Below are 17,123 nucleotides of genomic sequence, written 5' to 3' on the forward strand. Positions count from 1 at the left end.
TGTCAGTTTAAGTGGGGTGAGGCATATAGGGCATCGGATGCCCTATCAGGAGGGGAAGTTTTCTGTAACCATTCCCGGAATTCCTGCATCCGAGCGCGAGGAACTACAATCTCGTATCGCCCGGGAGTATTGAGTCGGACAATATATTTTCCATTCTCCCAATAAGCATAATTCAATACTGCATCCCTGTTTACGATATAATCACGTTTTATGCGGAAAAATTGATTTGGATCTAACTCTGTTTCCAAATCATTAAGCGTTTTAACGACCATATATCGGCCCTTTGGCAATTCGGCATAATAAAATCTGTCTTCAATTGTGAAAAAATAAGCGTCGTTTACCGGAAAATCTAATTCACCGAAGGTATTTTTACCTTTTAAATGAGCTAGGTAGGTTGTTGTAGATTCGACTGGCTTCGGCGTGAAAATTGTCGATAAAGCAAGTGCTTTTTGCGACGCTTCTGCGGCTTCTGCCTCTGCTTTTTCCTGAGCCTGTTTTCGTTGTTGCAGGAAATCTTTGAGAAGTGAAATATTAAGAGCAATATATCCAATTAAAATAATTGGAAATATGTATTGAAAATATGTTCTCCACGAATAAGTATGGAGAATGTAATCTTGTATATAATTATTAAGTGTGTAAGCTGGAAATTGTTCTAAAAAGAAACGAACAGTCTGTGTTATTGGATTAAACACTAAAAAAGACAGCGAAATAACTGGCAGGAATTTTAATTCATAATGTCCAATAGAGGGCCAGTCATTCTTAACAGAGTTAATACCTCTAAACTTGTGATAATAATCAATTAAAGTAACGGTAATATACACTGATATTGATTCAGGAATAACCATAGACCGTAGAAACCTACCTACGTAAAACAAAATTCCGCCTGCATTTTCAACTTTAAGTATTTTGCTAGCATAAGCTGCAGACCATGAAACAGCCTCAAATATGATCACAATGCATAGCATCATGATCAAGCTATTTACGGGTTTGCGTAAGAAGTCTCGAGTGAGTCGAATTTCCCTCATGCTGTCACCTTATTCAAAACTACCCCCAATATAGTAGTAATATTTAACTAATGCTAACCTACAATTGTGACTTTTTAATGATTGATGCCCGTTTATAGGGCTGGTAGCTTTGTAGTATAAAAAAAGAGCAATAACCGTGCTGAATATTCAGCTTCGGAAATGATCTAAAAAACTACAAATCCCCATGAAAAAACAATTTAGCATTAAGCCAGTTCAAGTTCTCAAAAGTGTTTCCAAAACTGTTACCAAAGTTGAATCTAACAACGTATTACGTTTTGTATTAGCCGCAAGTGGATGTTGTGCCGATATGGGATATACCTTTACCGGTCAGTCAAAACCTGTGTTCTCGCTTTAAAATCCGCATCTCCATGGTAACGACACGCCATCTCTATAACCAGGAACTGGCTCGCTGTCGCGAACATTTCGAGCAAATAGACCTGCAGAAGGAACGGGGGTATTTGATGAAATTCACTACGTTCTCAGCAAATGTAGAAAATCTTATCCCGTCCATACCGAGACATAAACACGAAGCGCTGTTCAGAAAGTTACTCCTTAATCAGGTTTTTACAACTTTTGATCAGCAATGTTTAACGGCTGGTGATTTGGTTAAGTTACGTGGAGATAGTAGCGCATTTAAGAATAACAGTAACAAAATTTATTGTACGTACCACCTTGGCTCATACCGCCTTTTAACTAGTTTACTCTTCAGAAATGGAGTTGACTGCGTGCTTCTGGTAGGTAGTAATATGAGCCGCAGCCAAGGTGGCGATATGACCGAACATATCGATGCACTACGTAAGAAACATGGCTTAACAAACGTATTTCGGATTGTAGAAACCGGGAGTCCTACGGCTGGTTTAACTGTTCTGCGTGAACTCAAAGCTGGCCGATCCCTGATTGTATATGTAGATGGAAGCCCCGAAACTGCCCCAGAAGAAGGCGAAGCAGACCAATTTCTATCTGTGCGTTTTGGGAGTAGAAAGATATTGACTCGCAAAGGTGTCGGGTATTTATCGCACGCTTCGGGCGTTCCTATTGTACCCGTTGTTAGTTACCGACAACCGGATCTGACGAATGTATTGCACAGCCTTAAGGCTATTCGTCCTATTGCTCATAGTGATCGGGAAATGTTTTGCCGGGAGGCTCTGCAACAACTTTATGACGCCTTCTGGCCTTTCTTGAATAGGTATCCAGAGCAATGGGAAGGATGGACTTACATTCATTCGTTTCTGGAGCCAGAAGCACCCAAGCATACCTATTTCAAGCCTAATTTAAAGCAATTGGTATTTAACGAAAGTCGTTATACACTTTGTGATTTGGAACAGGCCCCTATTTTATTCGACCGTAGGTTATATCAGACTTATGAAATTACCGAAGATTTGCGCGATCTCTTACTAAATTTAAAGACGGTCGATTCAGTTGAAGAAGTAGTTGGTCGAGAAATGTTCACAGAATTGATGGAAATGGAGATTATCCATTAAGTTGTAATATATCTTTATAAAGTGCAGAAGCCGAATTGGTATAATACAGATTCGGCTTCTGCACTTTATATTAAAGTATAGTAAAATTTTACTATGTCTAAGTATTATTACTAACCTCGATTTCCTCTCCTGACTTGTTAAAAAACTTAAAGTTAACTATTCCTAGCGAACTATCCTTCACTAATTTAACCCAGGTCATATATTTCACAAACCATTGCATCTGTTTTGAGTAAAAACCCTTAGAGTAATACGCATAAAGAAATGGGTGCATCGAAATTGAAATACCGCGCTCGTTTTGCTTAGTGAGAATATAATCTAAGTTATTTTCGATTACATCAGTCACTAATACGCTCGCCTGAATAGTACCTGTTCCACCACAAGTAGGGCAAACTTCGCGGGTTACTACGTTCATTTCAGGCCGTACACGCTGCCGGGTGATCTGCATCAGCCCAAATTTCGTAAGCGGCAGTATTGTGAATTTTGACCGTTCAGGCTTCATTTCATCGCGCATGATGTCCTGCAAGAGCTTTTTATTTTCTGCTTTCTTCATGTCGATGAAATCAACGACGATAATTCCGCCCATATCGCGGAGCCGAAGTTGCCGGGCAATCTCTTTAGCTGCTTCCCGGTTTACGCTAATGGCAGTAGCCTCTTGATCTTCCTCCGAATTAGACTTGTTACCGCTATTTACGTCAATAACGTGCAGGGCTTCGGTGTGCTCAATAATTAAATAACCACCCCCTGGCAGGCTTACTGAGCGACCAAACAGTGATTTAAGCTGTTTTTCAAGACCAAGTGCTTCAAATACCTTTGTTTTGCCTGTATAAAGTTTTACGATTTTTTCCTTGTCAGGGGCAATCGTATGAATATAATTACGTATTTCATCAAACGATTCTCTGGTATCGACCGTAATACTTTCAAATGACTCATTGAGCATATCCCGAAGGATGGATGAAGCTCGGTTCATCTCGCCAAAAACGCGATCACGTGGCTTAGCGTCTGCCAGAGTTTTAATAGCCTGGTCCCATTTAGCAAGCGAATGTTGCAGGTCACGGTCAAGCTCTTCGACATCTTTATCTTGAGCAACTGTACGTACAATAACACCGAAATTCTGGGGCTTCAATGACGACATGAGCCGCATAAGCCGCGATCGTTCGGCCCGGTCAGTGATTTTTTTAGAAAGGTTGACGCCATCTGAAAATGGCACAAGGACCAGATAGCGGCCCGCAATGGAAATATCACAGGAAAGGCGTGGACCTTTAGTCGAGATAGGCTCTTTAACCACCTGAACCAGAATAGGCGCATTTTTAGTCAGCACCTTATCAATTTTACCGATTTTCTCGATAACTGGCTCCAGCTTCATGCCGTTCAAACGACCCGTTGTGACGCGTTTTGCGACCACGTCCTTAACCAGTTTATTGAGCGAATTTATGTTTGGCCCTAAGTCCTGGTAGTGTAGAAATCCATCTTTCTCATGACCTACATCCACAAAAGCAGCGTTAAGGCCCGATGATAATTTCTTAACTGTTCCTAAGTAAAGATCGCCAACAGTAAAACTGCTGTCTAATTCCTCCTCGTGATACTCCAGCAGTCTCTTATTCTGCAAGAGCGCAATCCGATCACCTTTCTGAGTCGAACTGATAACTAATTCATTACTCACAAGATGAATTTACGGTTAGAATGGCTATGTTAAAAAAAAAGCCACGTACGGGCTTTACAGACCGGCACGGGCTTCCCTAAAAATAGTTTCAGGTTCCAGATTTCAGGTTAAATATTAAACTTGAAACCTGGAACATTAAACTACTTTTTCTTATGCCGGTTTTTTCTGAGCCGTTTCTTCCGCTTATGAGTTGCAATCTTGTGCCGTTTCCGTTTCTTTCCGCAAGGCATAGTCAAAAAATGTTTTAATGGTTGAAATACATGTCGGCCAGCCAATCGACAAAGCCCTAAAAATATTATAAAATTGAAGAGTTGTAAAGTTGTAAGGTTATAAAGTCAATCCGAACGAACAAATTAGGTAACTCTACAACTATAAAACTGTATAACTCAATTTTTTAACCGCTCTTCATACTCGCGGATAGCGGCAAGAATCTGCGGGTCTTTTTCCTGTTTTTTTACCTGTTCCAGTACCTGACGAGCTTCTGCTTTCTGACCAGCTTCTGCTAAACTGATACCCAGATAAAACTGCGCTTTTCGGCTGGCTGGATTACTAACCAGAATTTGCCGGAACCGCTCAATTGCGCGTTCGTATTGGTTCGACCGCATCGACAATAAACCAAGATTAAACAAAGCCAGTTCATTAGTTGGGTCTTGTTTAATCACTTCACGCAGCAGCATAATACCCTGCATAGGTGTGTCGGTATTGACATAAGTCATGGCCATATTGGCTTTTGCCGACAGCAAATTCGGGTTTTTAGCAAGCGCTTGCTGGTAGAAATCGCGAGTTTTCTGACCTAAAGAAGCCGTTTTTTTATCATCCATTGCGAACGTAAAGGCTTCAAAATAATGATCACCTGCTCGAAGCAAGTGTTGCTCAGTTGGTTGATCCGTTGCTAGTAGTTCTGCGTAGTACGCTGCACTATCATAGCGGGTGACCTCCCTGAAAAACGCAATTATTTTTTCGCTGCTCGCTGCTTTTTCTGCTACAGAAGCCGAAAAAAACTGTGCCCGCAACGCTGACAATCGATCCTGCTGCGCTGCTGATAGCGGTTTTTCGTGCATAGCCGCTCCGGCAGATGATTCTGCTGGAGCGGCTTCTTTTCCTGCACCTGTTCTATGCTGAGACGAAGCGTTTGACGTAGTGTGCTCGCTGAGTTGTTTGTTTTCATTTCGTACCACCACTTTCGGCAGAGAGTACAACCCTACTGTAAGGGCAGCAGCCAATATGATAACAAACAGCACTGATTTATTCATGATACGAGCATCACCTTGCTAAACGTCCGAGTCTCCGACAATAGGACGTCTTACGCCGTTACTTTAGTCTTTTCGCTGGATTTAACCTGCTCAACAAAGACTTTAGCAGGCTTGAAGCTTGGAATAAAATGCTCCGCAATGACCATAGCGGTATTTTGCGAGATATTCCGAGCTACTTTCTGGGCTCTTTTCTTGTTAATAAAACTGCCAAAACCACGAACATAAATGTTTTCGCCTTCGGCTAATGAGTCTTTAACTACGGAAAAGAAAGTTTCCAGCGTGTTTGTTACTTCTGCTTTGTCAATTCCGGTCTTTTCGGAAATTTCTGCAATTACGTCTGCTTTCGTCACGACTTCTTAAACTTTAACGTTTATTACAATGTTGAAAATTGGGGTCCTAAACGGGAGCACAAAGGTAGGGGTTTCCTATAAATTTAAAAACATTCATGCGCCCGTTTTCAGGGGAACGGTAGAATTTCTTCTTTTATTTTGAATTGGCAATCAGACTTTAACACGATCGAAGTATCATTTGCGCCTACCCTCGAGGCTTGGTATGAATACCATAAACGAGACTTACCGTGGCGTCATACCCGTGATCCGTATCTTATCTGGCTATCCGAAATTATCCTTCAGCAAACCCGTGTCGCGCAGGGGAAACCCTATTATGAACGGTTTGTCGAAGCTTATCCGACCGTTGCCAATATGGCGGCCGCTGATGAACGCGAATTGCTCCGGCTTTGGCAGGGGTTAGGTTATTATTCCCGTGCTCGAAATTTGCATCAGACAGCTCGCTATGTAACCAAAGACCTGGATGGGAAGTTCCCCGATACGTATAGTGAACTCCTGAAAATGAAAGGAGTAGGTGCTTATACTGCAGCCGCTATTGCTTCATTTGCTTTTGGAGAGCGTGTGCCTGTTGTCGATGGAAATGTATATCGGGTACTGGCGCGCGTTTTTGGGATCGAAGAAGATATAACGACAACCGGTGCAAAAAAAACGTTTTCGGCTTTAGCTACACGGCTGATTCAATCGGCGCACGACCCTGCTACGTATAATCAGGCAATTATGGAGTTTGGGGCTATTCAATGCACGCCTGTTTCTCCTGATTGTCTGCTTTGTCCGCTACAACAGCAATGTGCGGCTTATCTGACGGGGCGTCAGCATCTGTTGCCCGTCAAAGCTAAAAAAGCACCCGTGCGAGAGCGGTTTTTTAATTATTTTATTTTCCGGATCGACGGGAAAATGGCTATGCGCGAACGTACCGATAAAGATATCTGGCAGAATCTGCATGATTTTTGTCTGGTTGAAACCGATGAGCCGAAGGCGTTGCTACGTACTATTCCGCTTCCCGAGTCGGTTGAAAAGCTGGTAGAACGTAGCATTTTAGTGGAACCGCCCGTTACATTGACCCAACTGCTTTCGCACCAGCGGATACGCGCTACGTTCTATCTGATGGACGTAACAGAAGGGGATTTGAATAGTTTACCTGTAGGCTTAAACTGGTATACTTATAAGGAAATAAGTCAACTTCCCAAGCCAGTAATAATTACAAACTATTTTGGGGATCTGCTTGGATAAGACGGCGAATTTCAGTATCTTTAATCCTCTTAAACACTACGCATTTCCTACGTAACCAACAAATCAAATAGTATGGCAAGTCTGAATAAGATGATTATAATCGGTAACTTAGGTGCCGATCCTGAAGTACGGTATCTGGATGGTGGAGCCGTTGTTGCTACGTTCAACGTGGCCACTACGGAAAAATTTACCAACCGGAATAACGAAAAAGTTGAGCAGACTGAATGGTTCCGGGTTGAGTTGTGGAACGAACAAGCAAAAGTGGCTGAAAAATATTTAAAGAAAGGCAATTCTGTTTACGTAGAAGGTCGTTTACGTACTGAGGTCTGGACGGATAAAGAAGGTAAAGAGCGTACTTCGCTACGTGTGCGGGCTAGTACGATGCAATTATTAGGTAGTCCGAACGCTGATCGCCAGGATGATGTTCCTTACGAAGCACCCCGTCAACAGGCAGCTCCCGTGCAATCTGCACCTACGCCACCGCCTGCGACGCCACGCCAGCAACCGGCCGCCCGTAAGGCTCCGGAGCCGGTTCCTTTTGAGAGCAACGCTGGTGATGACGACCTTCCGTTCTAGCCTGTAGCGCTCTGTTGTTGAACGAGATTCGATATACATGGACCTTAGTGACCCTCTTCCTCGACAGGTGCTCCCAGCCACAGAAAGCTGGGGCACCTATTTTAATTTATACGGACCTTATCTGGCGCTGATTCTATTGCTCCTGACACTAGCTGGTTTAGTGTCTGCATCTGAAGCCGCCTTCTTCTCGCTCTCGCCCGACGACCGGGCTTTTTGCCGCGAAAGTCACAAAACCGACGACCGACGTATCGCCAATCTGCTGGAGCGGCCAAAACGTCTGCTGGCTTCGCTGGTTATTTTCAACAATCTCCTCAATATCGCTATAGTCGTAATTGTTACGTACCTGACGTGGGCATTCTCGCAGGCGCAGGGCTCGGGCTGGGTGCTCGCTGGCGTAACGCTTACTACGGCCATTGCCATTGTACTTTTTGGCGAAATCATTCCAAAAGTATATGCCAGTCAGAATAACTTAATGGTAGCCCGCCGAACGGCCACACTGGCGCAGGCGGGTTTGTTTGTTTTTCGACCACTGGCGATGTTGCTTGTTTCATTAAGCAATCAGATTGACCGACGTATTGATCGACGCGGCTATAAATTATCGGTTGAGGAGTTAAGTCAGGCCGTTGAACTAACGGGTAACGACGCTACGTTGGAGGAAAAGGAAATTCTGAAAGGTATCGTTAATTTTAGTAATCTGACGGTACGTCAGGTGATGCGTACCCGACTCGATATTTCGGCAGTTAACAACGAGCTGCCGTTCGCCGAATTAATGGCTCAGATCAATGCATCGGGCTACTCGCGGGTGCCGGTTTATCATGAATCACTCGACCAGGTCGACGGAATTTTATACATAAAAGATTTACTGCCACATATTCACCAGGACGATACGTTCCGCTGGCAGGAACTGCTACGTCCCGCTTACTTTATTCCGGAAAATAAAAAAGTAGACGATTTACTTCAGGATTTCCAGAAGCGTCGGGTGCACATCGCTATTGTCGTTGACGAATACGGTGGCACGCGGGGGCTCGTTACGCTGGAAGATATTATCGAAGAAATTTTCGGCGATATAAACGACGAATTTGACGATGAAACGTCCGTCGGATACCATCGCGAAGATGACCGCACTGTAGTATTTGAAGGGAAAATGCTGCTAACTGACGTATGCCGAGTGCTGAATGTCGACATCACTACGTTTGAGGGGGCGCAGGGCGATAGCGAGTCACTTGGGGGCTTACTGCTGGAGTTATTCAATCGATTGCCCAAAACCAACGAAGAGACGACATATGGGGGGTTCACCTTCCACGTTTTATCGGCCGATGATAAACGTATTAACGAAGTGAAAGTAACTAGTAACAAAACGGTAGCAAACGTATAAGAAACCGTTTAGTACGTTCAGTAAGCTTCAAATTTTGGGTATAACGAGTCAATTAATTTTCTGCTATTTTTGGGAATTAACCAGCATCCAATCATGAGCAGTTTATTTGATAAGCTAAAGTCTGTTGCCAAACGGACCCTGATGCCCGAAAAAACCGTCAAGGAATTCGATTACGCTACGTTACCCTGGATTGATAAAGAAGGTGCTGACATTGACGCCTTTGTAAAACAGCACCCAGCCGCCAAAGGACTTTCCTACGATTTGGCCGAAAAGATGAAGTTCTGGAAGAAAAACGGCTATGTTATTCTGGAACAGTCGATTCAAAAAGAGTGGCTCGACCAACTCTGGAACGAAGTAGAAGAACTCATTGACCATCACGAAAAATATGAAACGCTCATCCGAATCGACTTGCCCGAATACCAATCAAAGCCGGTTCAGCCCATTAAAGACGTACCGAAGAAGGTGCTGAATGGTCCTTACATCAAATTCATGGATTTCCATGAAAACTCGGTGATCGGGAAGAAAATCATGTTACATAAAAATATTGTAACGTTCCTTCAGGCCGTATTCAACGATAAAGTGATTGCCATGCAGAGTCTGTTGTTCAAATACGGCAGTCAGCAGGCAACGCACCAGGATTTTGCCTACGTAGTATCCGAAATTCCGAGTCACCTGGCCGCTGCCTGGATCGCTCTTGAGGACGTTCATATTGATTCAGGACCGCTTTTTTACTACCCAGGTTCACATACCATCGGCAAATTCGACTTTGGGAATGGTATTTTCTTTAACAATAAATCGACGCTGAATCCGAACGATTTCGCAAAATACCTGGACCAAACCTGTCAGAATGCGGGGCTAAAGAAGGAAACACTGCTTATCAAAAAAGGCGACGTATTGCTCTGGCATGCGGCTCTGGCTCACGGGGGCGACGAAATACGTAACAAAGCATTAACACGCAAGTCTTACGTTTGTCACTATTCGTCTGACAGCGCGTTCAAGCACCACCGGCAAAGCCCAAATACGGAGCCAATCCGCCGTACGATCAACGAAGCCGACGTGTTTGTTAATCCTCAAATGCTCGATCAGGAAGATATTTTCGCCGAAGGGAAGAAGATGTAGAAATTAGCAGAGGGGTTAGGGCATAGGGTAAAAGTTGGCGTCAACTATCACCCTATGCCCTAACCCCTCTGCAAGATCACACCCACAACCCTTTCCCCTCATTATACTCTTTCCCGATACGTTGAATGTCGGCGGCTGAATACGTCAGGAGTTTCTTTTTCCGCAACTCATTGAGTCGTCGTTTTTCGAGCCAGGAGAGTTTGCCATCGATCAGTACGCCAAAAACAATTAAGCGTTCCAGGCTACGGCGGACGTTCTCTGGGGCCTGTTTAACCTGTTCTGGAAAATTACCTGTTAACGGCGTATTCGTCCGTAAATCGAATTGATCGACCAGGGTTTCGGTGAGCAGGAAATGGGCGTAATTATATTGACGCTTCAGAATGGCAACGTATTGAAGGGCTTCCAGAATCAACGGTCGGAACGCTATGTTTTTTCCCCACTCATCGTACAGTTCATGAACGAACTCGCGGATTGTAGTTGGTGCCATGATACGCACCTGCGCTTCGTGCAATACCTGCCACGATGCCCACGCATTCCAGAAGGCATAGATAGGCATGCCCGCCAGGTCAACTACCTGACGTAGTGCGAAACGGCCCAGAAATCGTTTTACCAGGAACTTCAACAACAGATTACTCAGGGCAGCCTTTGCCATATTGAGCAGAAAAAATATCGTAAGGCCCCAGCGCGGCAGATTTAGGTAAGGGTCGATGCCGAAGCGGAGAATACCTTTATGTGTTTTTTCGAGAGCTGCATCGGCCAGCGCCTGTAAGTGACGGTCGTACTGAGCGTCGTGTGCACGCGGAAACTGGCACACCTTCATAATAATACTGACACTCCGCAAATTGAGGGCAATCAACAGATTTACTTCCAGATAAACCAGCAGCAGGCCGTATAACGTAGCGACCAGCGGAATATCATACGTAGTGCCGAGAAACGTAACTGGAGTATCAATGAATAAATTAGGCCATAGGTATTGCGGTCCATACAGCAGCAGCACGCCCATGATCCCTAGCAGGGCAGCTATGGTTAACGTAATGACTTTAGTACGTCGAATAACCCGACTTTCAATAGGATTCAGTACGTACGGTTCATCGACCGGGTGTTCCACCTCAAGCGCCTGACGAAGGTAGCGCAACGCCAGAAAATCGAGAGGTCCAGTACCATTGGGCCGATTAGACATAATCATAATTAAACATAACGGTTACAGGCTTAACTACTAAATCGGTTCTGTTGTTAGGGAAAGGTCTATATATTCTGCTATAAGTATCATAAGATTCTGGCTATACCCTATTGGTCTACAGGTAGATATATATAGTGCTCTACTTTTTCAGGTGCGCAAAACCGATTTTCTATGAAATACCTCCTTTTCGGCTGGCTGCTGACCACCACTGCCCTGGCCCAGATCGCTCCATCGCCCAAAACGTTACCCCTTCAGCAGAGTCTGAAAGACGAAATGCTCGAAGCGGCAACTACCTTTCTTGCTACACTTTCGCCGGAACAACGCAAGCAGGCTACTTTTCCACTGAATGATGAAGAGCGGTACAACTGGCATTTTGTCCCCCGCGAGCGAAAGGGACTACCTTTAAAACAAATGTCAGCCGAACAGCGGAAAGCCGCATTGACACTGCTCAAAACGGGCCTCAGTGTCCAGGGATACCAGCGTGTTATGGATATTATGGATACGGAAAATGTGCTGCGTGTCATCGATAATCGGCCACCCAACGATACGTATCGCGATCCCGATAACTTTGCATTTACCATTTTTGGCGAACCGGCTGCTAAAGACCCCTGGAGCTGGCGGATCGAAGGCCACCATTTATCGCTCCATTTTTTGTCGAAGGAAGGAAAAGTCATCGCTCAGACGCCTACGTTTTTTGGTATCAACCCGGCCATTCTGGAATATGACCCCAAAATGGCCGACAAACGTATGTCTGACGAACGAGTGAAAACCCTTCCACAGAAAGGTCGGCAGATATTGAAGCAGGAAACCGAACGGGCCTTTGCGCTGCTCAAAACGCTCGACGCCGATCAGCGAAAACAGGCTATTGTAGCGGCAGTAGCCTATCCTGATATCGTCACCACCAACAAAAGGAAAGCATCAATTGAAAAAATGGAGGGTGTACGCCTGGCGGATATGAAGCCCGATCAGAAAAAACTATTCATGGATTTATTGCAGGTTTATCTGACCAATTATCGCATTACGCTGGCCAAGCAGCAGATGGACAAGCTCGAAAAAGATGGCCTGGATAATCTCCGGTTTGCCTGGGCGGGTGATCTCACGCCTGAGTTAGGCGAGGGAAAAGGCTGGTATTATCGCATCCACGGCCCCACGATTCTGATTGAATATGATAACACGCAAACCAATGCTAATCATATCCATACGGTTGTCCGGGATTTAACAAACGATTTCGGCGAGGATTTACTGCTGGAACATTACCGGAACAGCAATCACAGTAAACCGTAGAGAAGATCATGTTGCCGTTTAACAAGTTTTAAGTCGATGAGCTAGGGCTTCTTTGTAACTTGTACGGTTTATTTTTCGTTACTTATTCATGAAGAAACTTCTTATCTGTGCGTCGGTTGGGTTGCTGTCGGTAGCAGCTTCGGCGCAGGAAGCGCAGTGGTATCTGCGCGATAAAACTGATAATTCGGCAGGCATTAGCGTTGAACGAACCTACCGCGAACTCCTTAAAGACCGCAAACCTACTCCCGTAGTGGTGGCAGTAATTGACGGCGGTATCGACACCACCCACGAAGACCTGAAACGGATTCTCTGGATAAACCCAAAAGAAATTCCGGGTAATAAAATAGACGACGACAAAAACGGCTACGTCGATGATATCCACGGCTGGAATTTTATTGGCGGTAAAGACGGACGTAACGTCGACGTAGAATCCGCTGAAGTGACCCGGCTTTACGTTCAGTTGAAGCCGAAATACGAAGGGAAAGACCGCAAAACACTAAAGCCCGCCGAGCAAAAAGAGTACGACCTCTACGTTAAGGTAAAAGACGAGGTTTCGAAAAATCGGGCGCAATATAAAGCACAATATCAGGGTATTAGCCAATTCTCTGAACAGTTCACCACGGCAGTAACGATGCTTAAAAAAGCGCTGAACGTAACGATGCTCGATACGGCTACGTTGAGTAAAGCAGCCGATACCCTCAGAGATGCTGCTCTGAAACGGCCAGTGATGGGCGTGCTACGTCTGCTACGTGAGCAGAAAGCGGGTTCGACGGACGTAGTAATGAACGAACTGGAAAAGGCAAACGGGCAACTCAAGTCGCGGGCTGAGTTTAACTACAATCCTGAGTTTGACGCTCGTTCCATCGTTGGCGATGATCCAAATAATGTCAACCAGCGCGATTATGGTAATCCTGATATTGCCGGTCCCCGCCCTGATCACGGCACCCACGTAGCAGGCATAATTGGTGGCGACCGATCTAATAATCTGGGAATTATGGGTATTTCGGACGCCGTACAGATTATGGGTGTGCGGGCCGTTCCCGACGGTGATGAGCGTGATAAAGACGTAGCAAACGCCATTCGTTACGCGGTTGACAACGGAGCGCAGATCATCAATATGAGTTTCGGTAAAGATTACTCACCCCAGCGTAAGGCGGTTGAAGATGCCGAGCGTTACGCGCTTTCCAAAGGCGTATTGCTGGTTCACGCAGCGGGTAACGATGGCAAAGATATCGATACGTCGGCCAGTTATCCGGCGGCCCGGTTTATGGATGGTTCCGAAATTGCCAACGTCATTACGGTTGGCGCCAGCGCCGAGCCGAACAATGCTGAACTGATAGCCAGCTTCTCGAACTACGGTAAGAAAAACGTGGACGTGTTTGCTCCTGGTAAAGACATTTATTCGACCGTGCCAGGTAGTAAATATGAAAACAACAGCGGTACTAGTATGGCGTCGCCAGTGGTTGCTGGCGTAGCTGCGGTGCTGAAATCGTATTTCCCAAAATTAACCTACGCCGATATCAAGCGGATTATTCTGCAATCGGCTACGCCGTATACAACTAAAGTCCAACGGCCAGAATCGACCGATAGCGTTGATTTTGCCGTCCTGTCGAAAACGGGCGGTATCGTCAATCTGTACGAAGCCGTAAAACTGGCCCTATCACTGGAAGCCGGTTCGGGTAAAGGGAAGTAAGCGATTATAACGTATCAAATTATCCTACAAAATGAGTTTTTATCATGCTGACCGGCGGACCGGTCAGCATGATAAAAATAACCCCGACCACTACGTAGCAGTCGGGGTTATTTTTTAACAAAACGTCGGCTGAACGTATTGGAATCGTCGGTTAGTTGGAGGACGTAGTTGCCGGAAGGTAATCCCTGAACCGATACTGTCTCATCAATCTGGCTGTTTCGAGCTTTTACAGTTACAACGGGTTGCTGTAAGGCGCCTTTCAGATCATAAATTCGTAATTGCACCTGTTTGGCCAACGGATTCTCGTAACGTACCGAAAGCGTATGGTCGGCAGGATTCGGGTAAATCGAAAACGCGCCTGTAGGTTCTGGTATCATGCCCGTAACAACAGATGTTTGCACGATACGTTCGCTGGAAAAACTTTCGCAGGATTGTTGTTTAATTAACACCTTATAAACACCCGCTTGCGCCACGACCAGCCGATTGGAGAGAGCATTAGCTAATGCCTGATTGTCGCGATACCACTGATAACGGTACGTAGTGTCGACAGGCGCTCTCAACGTAATAGTCGCGCCCTGTGGCAGAATCAAATCAGTTTCCTGAGGAAGCAATTCGAGCTGGACCAGCGTAGAAGGTTGCATTACCGTTTCATTCGAGAGTGCCTGGCAGCCATCATCCGTAACCCGAATCTGGTAGCGGCCTGGCTCGGTAACACTCAGCGTATCAGCTCGTTCAGTAATTAACAATTCATTATTACGTAACCATTCAATGGCCGCGCCGTTGGCTGAAGTAGCTTTCAACTGAACGGGCGTCTGACCGACGCAAAGCCATTGATTTCCCGTCGGCGTAACGGCCGCCAGCGGTTTTTTAACCTGTATATGAACGGGCTGCGATGTAGCAGAACACCCTTTTTCATTGGTGATACGTAGCGTATACGAACCTTCCTGAACCGCCCTATAATCACTGTTGGTGCCATCGGCCAACGTAGTGCCATTACGTAACCACTGGTAACGCAGGTCGGTGGAAGGATTTGCTAGTTGCAGGGGTAGGGTAGACCCATCACAGAGTACAGTATCCCGATTCGGCGAGATATTGGCCGTAAGGTCGCATTTGCTACGTTTCAACCCGCTCGTAATCAGCGAAAAAGGCTGGCTCGAATAGGTTAATTTCCCCTTGTGCGACACGGTAAGCGTGTAGGTTTTCCCCGGAATCGGATTCGCAATGTATACCTGCTCTACATTATCCCGGTCGTTGTTTCCCCGGCTCGCAGCCATATCCGGGCGTTCTGGGTCCATCACGAAAGGCATATCGACATACATCCCATCGCTTAGCCGCAAATCGAGGTCGTTGACCAGTTTAGGTATCCGGCTATTTAGTGAATTTGCCGTAACGGGTGTTGCAGACCCTTCAGGATCGGCCCAGCAGAGCGTAACGATTAATGGTTCATAGCCTTGAGCCACAACTGTTTGACTGAACGAATTGCCAGTCGATAAGACTTTTTCCTGAATCGTATGCGCCAGTTCTTCGTTGAGCAACAATCGGGCAGCCGCTTCGGTATTGAGCAAACCCCATCCCTGCCGATAATCGGGCCCGGAAGCGGGATTTTGGCGGTAAGCTGTATGGATAGCTAATCCTTTCAACGTAGCGGCCTGCATAAACTGTCCCGTTGCAGGTAATCCGGGTGCCCGCTGTTTGGCATACAATTCCTGAAGTAGAAATAAGGAGCCCGCTACGTTGGCAGAAGCCATTGAGGTTCCCGAAAGAGCGCCGTAAGCCGATTGACTACTTGCCAGGGTCGAAAATACGGTAGAGCCAACGCCCAGCAAATCCGGTTTGATACGTCCATCATCCGTTGGCCCCCAGCCGCTGAATCCGGTTGTACCTTCCAGGATGGGCTGATTTGGATCTGCATAAGTTAGGTTTGCAGCTCCAATGGTCAACACATTTTTGGCCGTAGCTTCGGCGGGAATCACATCATACGTATCGTTTCTACTCCGGCTTCGTTTACTCTGGGTATCCGTGTTTTTGAGGTAATAAGGCGTTCCGTCGGGCGGGCCAGTTTCGCCCCGTTTGTTATCTGCCGAACGTACCATCAGGTGAAACGGATTATTGTAGGCAATCCGGTCGAGGTCCTGCGTGCGGGTCGTGTAGAAACCAAACAGGTAATCTTCGGTACTGCTTATAGCCGTATTTCCCCACCATTCCCATTTCAGATTTGGGTCGTTGCCGGGTCGTGATTCGTTGAAAACCCAACCAACTACCGGCCCATACGCGTGATTGGAAATCAGTAAGTCCGGAGCCGCCGAATTGATTTCAATGATATCGTCGGTATAATCCCAGACAGATAGATTCGCCCCGAAAGCCATGCCTTGTGCGTCGGCATTAATTCCCTGTGCTACCAACGTACCAGCCAGGTGCGTCGCGTGATCGTTCAGAATCGACGCGCTGTTCTTATGGGCAATCCGGGCGCTGCTTCCTGTAAATTCCTGATGCGTAGTCAGTACTTTTCCCCCATCCCAAAGCCCCAGCCGACCCGCCATAACAGGAGAATTTCCCGAAAACGCGATGGGTAACGACCCCTGCCCATGCATAGCTAACGTATGCGTACCGCGTGCTGCTTCGGTATTGTGCGACGTATAATAAATCGGTTGCCCGTAGGGGTCGATTTCCTGAAGTTGAAGAATGCGTTGTCTGGAATAGTTTTTGCGGAGGAACCAACCGTTACGTTGCGCCAGCTGAAGGGTTTGTTTTCGCAACTGATTATACCGTAACGTGAGATCTTTTTGCCAGTTTGGAGCCTGATTCTGTCGTAAATTCTGCGCCTGAACCGTACAAATACTGCCGTTCATACAGGACAATAAAAGAACTGTGACAAAGGAGGTTAAGCCCCCAATGCCGCA

Annotated in this window: 14 protein-coding genes; 8 read left to right on the forward strand and 6 right to left on the reverse strand. The window is 46.0% G+C overall.

What is annotated here, in order from left to right:
• Positions 1-2 precede the first annotated feature (2 nt).
• On the reverse strand, positions 3-968 hold the full coding sequence (locus IC229_RS10750; RefSeq protein ID WP_223833953.1) for a LytTR family DNA-binding domain-containing protein: 966 nt from the start codon (positions 966-968) through the stop codon (positions 3-5).
• A 241-nt stretch (positions 969-1,209) separates the two neighbouring features.
• Between IC229_RS10750 and IC229_RS10755 the strand changes: the two genes are divergently transcribed.
• Positions 1,210-1,380 carry a hypothetical protein gene (locus IC229_RS10755; protein ID WP_190886967.1) on the forward strand — a complete coding sequence of 57 codons (171 nt, stop codon included), beginning with the start codon at positions 1,210-1,212 and terminating at the stop codon, positions 1,378-1,380.
• Between the two features lie 13 nt (positions 1,381-1,393).
• Entirely contained in the window at positions 1,394-2,506 is a 1,113-nt protein-coding gene (locus tag IC229_RS10760; RefSeq protein ID WP_190886968.1) for a lysophospholipid acyltransferase family protein, read from the forward strand.
• Positions 2,507-2,603: 97 nt separating this feature from the next.
• On the opposite strand, the gene IC229_RS10765 is transcribed toward IC229_RS10760, so the two are convergent.
• The 3 genes from IC229_RS10765 to IC229_RS10775 form a co-directional block, all read right to left on the reverse strand.
• Positions 2,604-4,166: an Rne/Rng family ribonuclease gene (locus IC229_RS10765; protein ID WP_190886969.1), complete on the reverse strand. Its 1,563-nt coding sequence runs from the start codon at positions 4,164-4,166 to the stop codon at positions 2,604-2,606.
• A gap of 386 nt (positions 4,167-4,552) precedes the next feature.
• Complete coding sequence (locus IC229_RS10770) at positions 4,553-5,419, reverse strand: tetratricopeptide repeat protein (RefSeq protein ID WP_190886970.1); 867 nt, start codon at positions 5,417-5,419, stop codon at positions 4,553-4,555.
• A 50-nt stretch (positions 5,420-5,469) separates the two neighbouring features.
• Positions 5,470-5,769, reverse strand: a complete 300-nt coding sequence (locus IC229_RS10775) for an HU family DNA-binding protein (RefSeq protein ID WP_190886971.1) — start codon at positions 5,767-5,769, stop codon at positions 5,470-5,472.
• Between the two features lie 138 nt (positions 5,770-5,907).
• Between IC229_RS10775 and mutY the strand changes: the two genes are divergently transcribed.
• From mutY to IC229_RS10795, 4 genes are all read left to right on the forward strand, one after another.
• Positions 5,908-6,996: an A/G-specific adenine glycosylase gene (gene mutY, locus IC229_RS10780; protein WP_190886972.1), complete on the forward strand. Its 1,089-nt coding sequence runs from the start codon at positions 5,908-5,910 to the stop codon at positions 6,994-6,996.
• A 72-nt stretch (positions 6,997-7,068) separates the two neighbouring features.
• Positions 7,069-7,572, forward strand: coding sequence for a single-stranded DNA-binding protein (locus IC229_RS10785; RefSeq protein ID WP_190886973.1), 504 nt, complete (start codon positions 7,069-7,071; stop codon positions 7,570-7,572).
• A gap of 37 nt (positions 7,573-7,609) precedes the next feature.
• The gene (gldE, locus tag IC229_RS10790; protein WP_190886974.1) at positions 7,610-8,947 is read left to right on the forward strand and encodes a gliding motility-associated protein GldE; all 1,338 of its coding nucleotides are present in this window, start codon (positions 7,610-7,612) and stop codon (positions 8,945-8,947) included.
• Between the two features lie 93 nt (positions 8,948-9,040).
• A complete protein-coding gene (locus tag IC229_RS10795; protein WP_190886975.1) occupies positions 9,041-10,066 on the forward strand; it encodes a phytanoyl-CoA dioxygenase family protein in 1,026 nt (341 codons plus the stop codon).
• Positions 10,067-10,142: 76 nt separating this feature from the next.
• Here IC229_RS10795 and IC229_RS10800 read toward each other — a convergent pair whose 3' ends face one another.
• Positions 10,143-11,246, reverse strand: a complete 1,104-nt coding sequence (locus IC229_RS10800) for an LBF_2804 family protein (protein ID WP_190886976.1) — start codon at positions 11,244-11,246, stop codon at positions 10,143-10,145.
• A gap of 171 nt (positions 11,247-11,417) precedes the next feature.
• On the opposite strand from IC229_RS10800, the gene IC229_RS10805 reads away from it, so the two are divergent.
• Together IC229_RS10805 and IC229_RS10810 are read left to right on the forward strand one after the other, a co-directional pair.
• The gene (locus IC229_RS10805; protein ID WP_190886977.1) at positions 11,418-12,530 is read left to right on the forward strand and encodes a DUF3500 domain-containing protein; all 1,113 of its coding nucleotides are present in this window, start codon (positions 11,418-11,420) and stop codon (positions 12,528-12,530) included.
• An 88-nt stretch (positions 12,531-12,618) separates the two neighbouring features.
• Positions 12,619-14,223 carry a S8 family peptidase gene (locus IC229_RS10810; RefSeq protein WP_190886978.1) on the forward strand — a complete coding sequence of 535 codons (1,605 nt, stop codon included), beginning with the start codon at positions 12,619-12,621 and terminating at the stop codon, positions 14,221-14,223.
• A 107-nt stretch (positions 14,224-14,330) separates the two neighbouring features.
• Here the strand turns inward: IC229_RS10810 and IC229_RS10815 are convergent, their stop codons facing one another.
• Positions 14,331-17,072, reverse strand: a complete 2,742-nt coding sequence (locus IC229_RS10815) for a S8 family serine peptidase (protein WP_190886979.1) — start codon at positions 17,070-17,072, stop codon at positions 14,331-14,333.
• Positions 17,073-17,123 lie beyond the last annotated feature (51 nt).

This window comes from Spirosoma profusum, assembly GCF_014699005.1.
Lineage (GTDB): Bacteria > Bacteroidota > Bacteroidia > Cytophagales > Spirosomataceae > Spirosoma > Spirosoma profusum.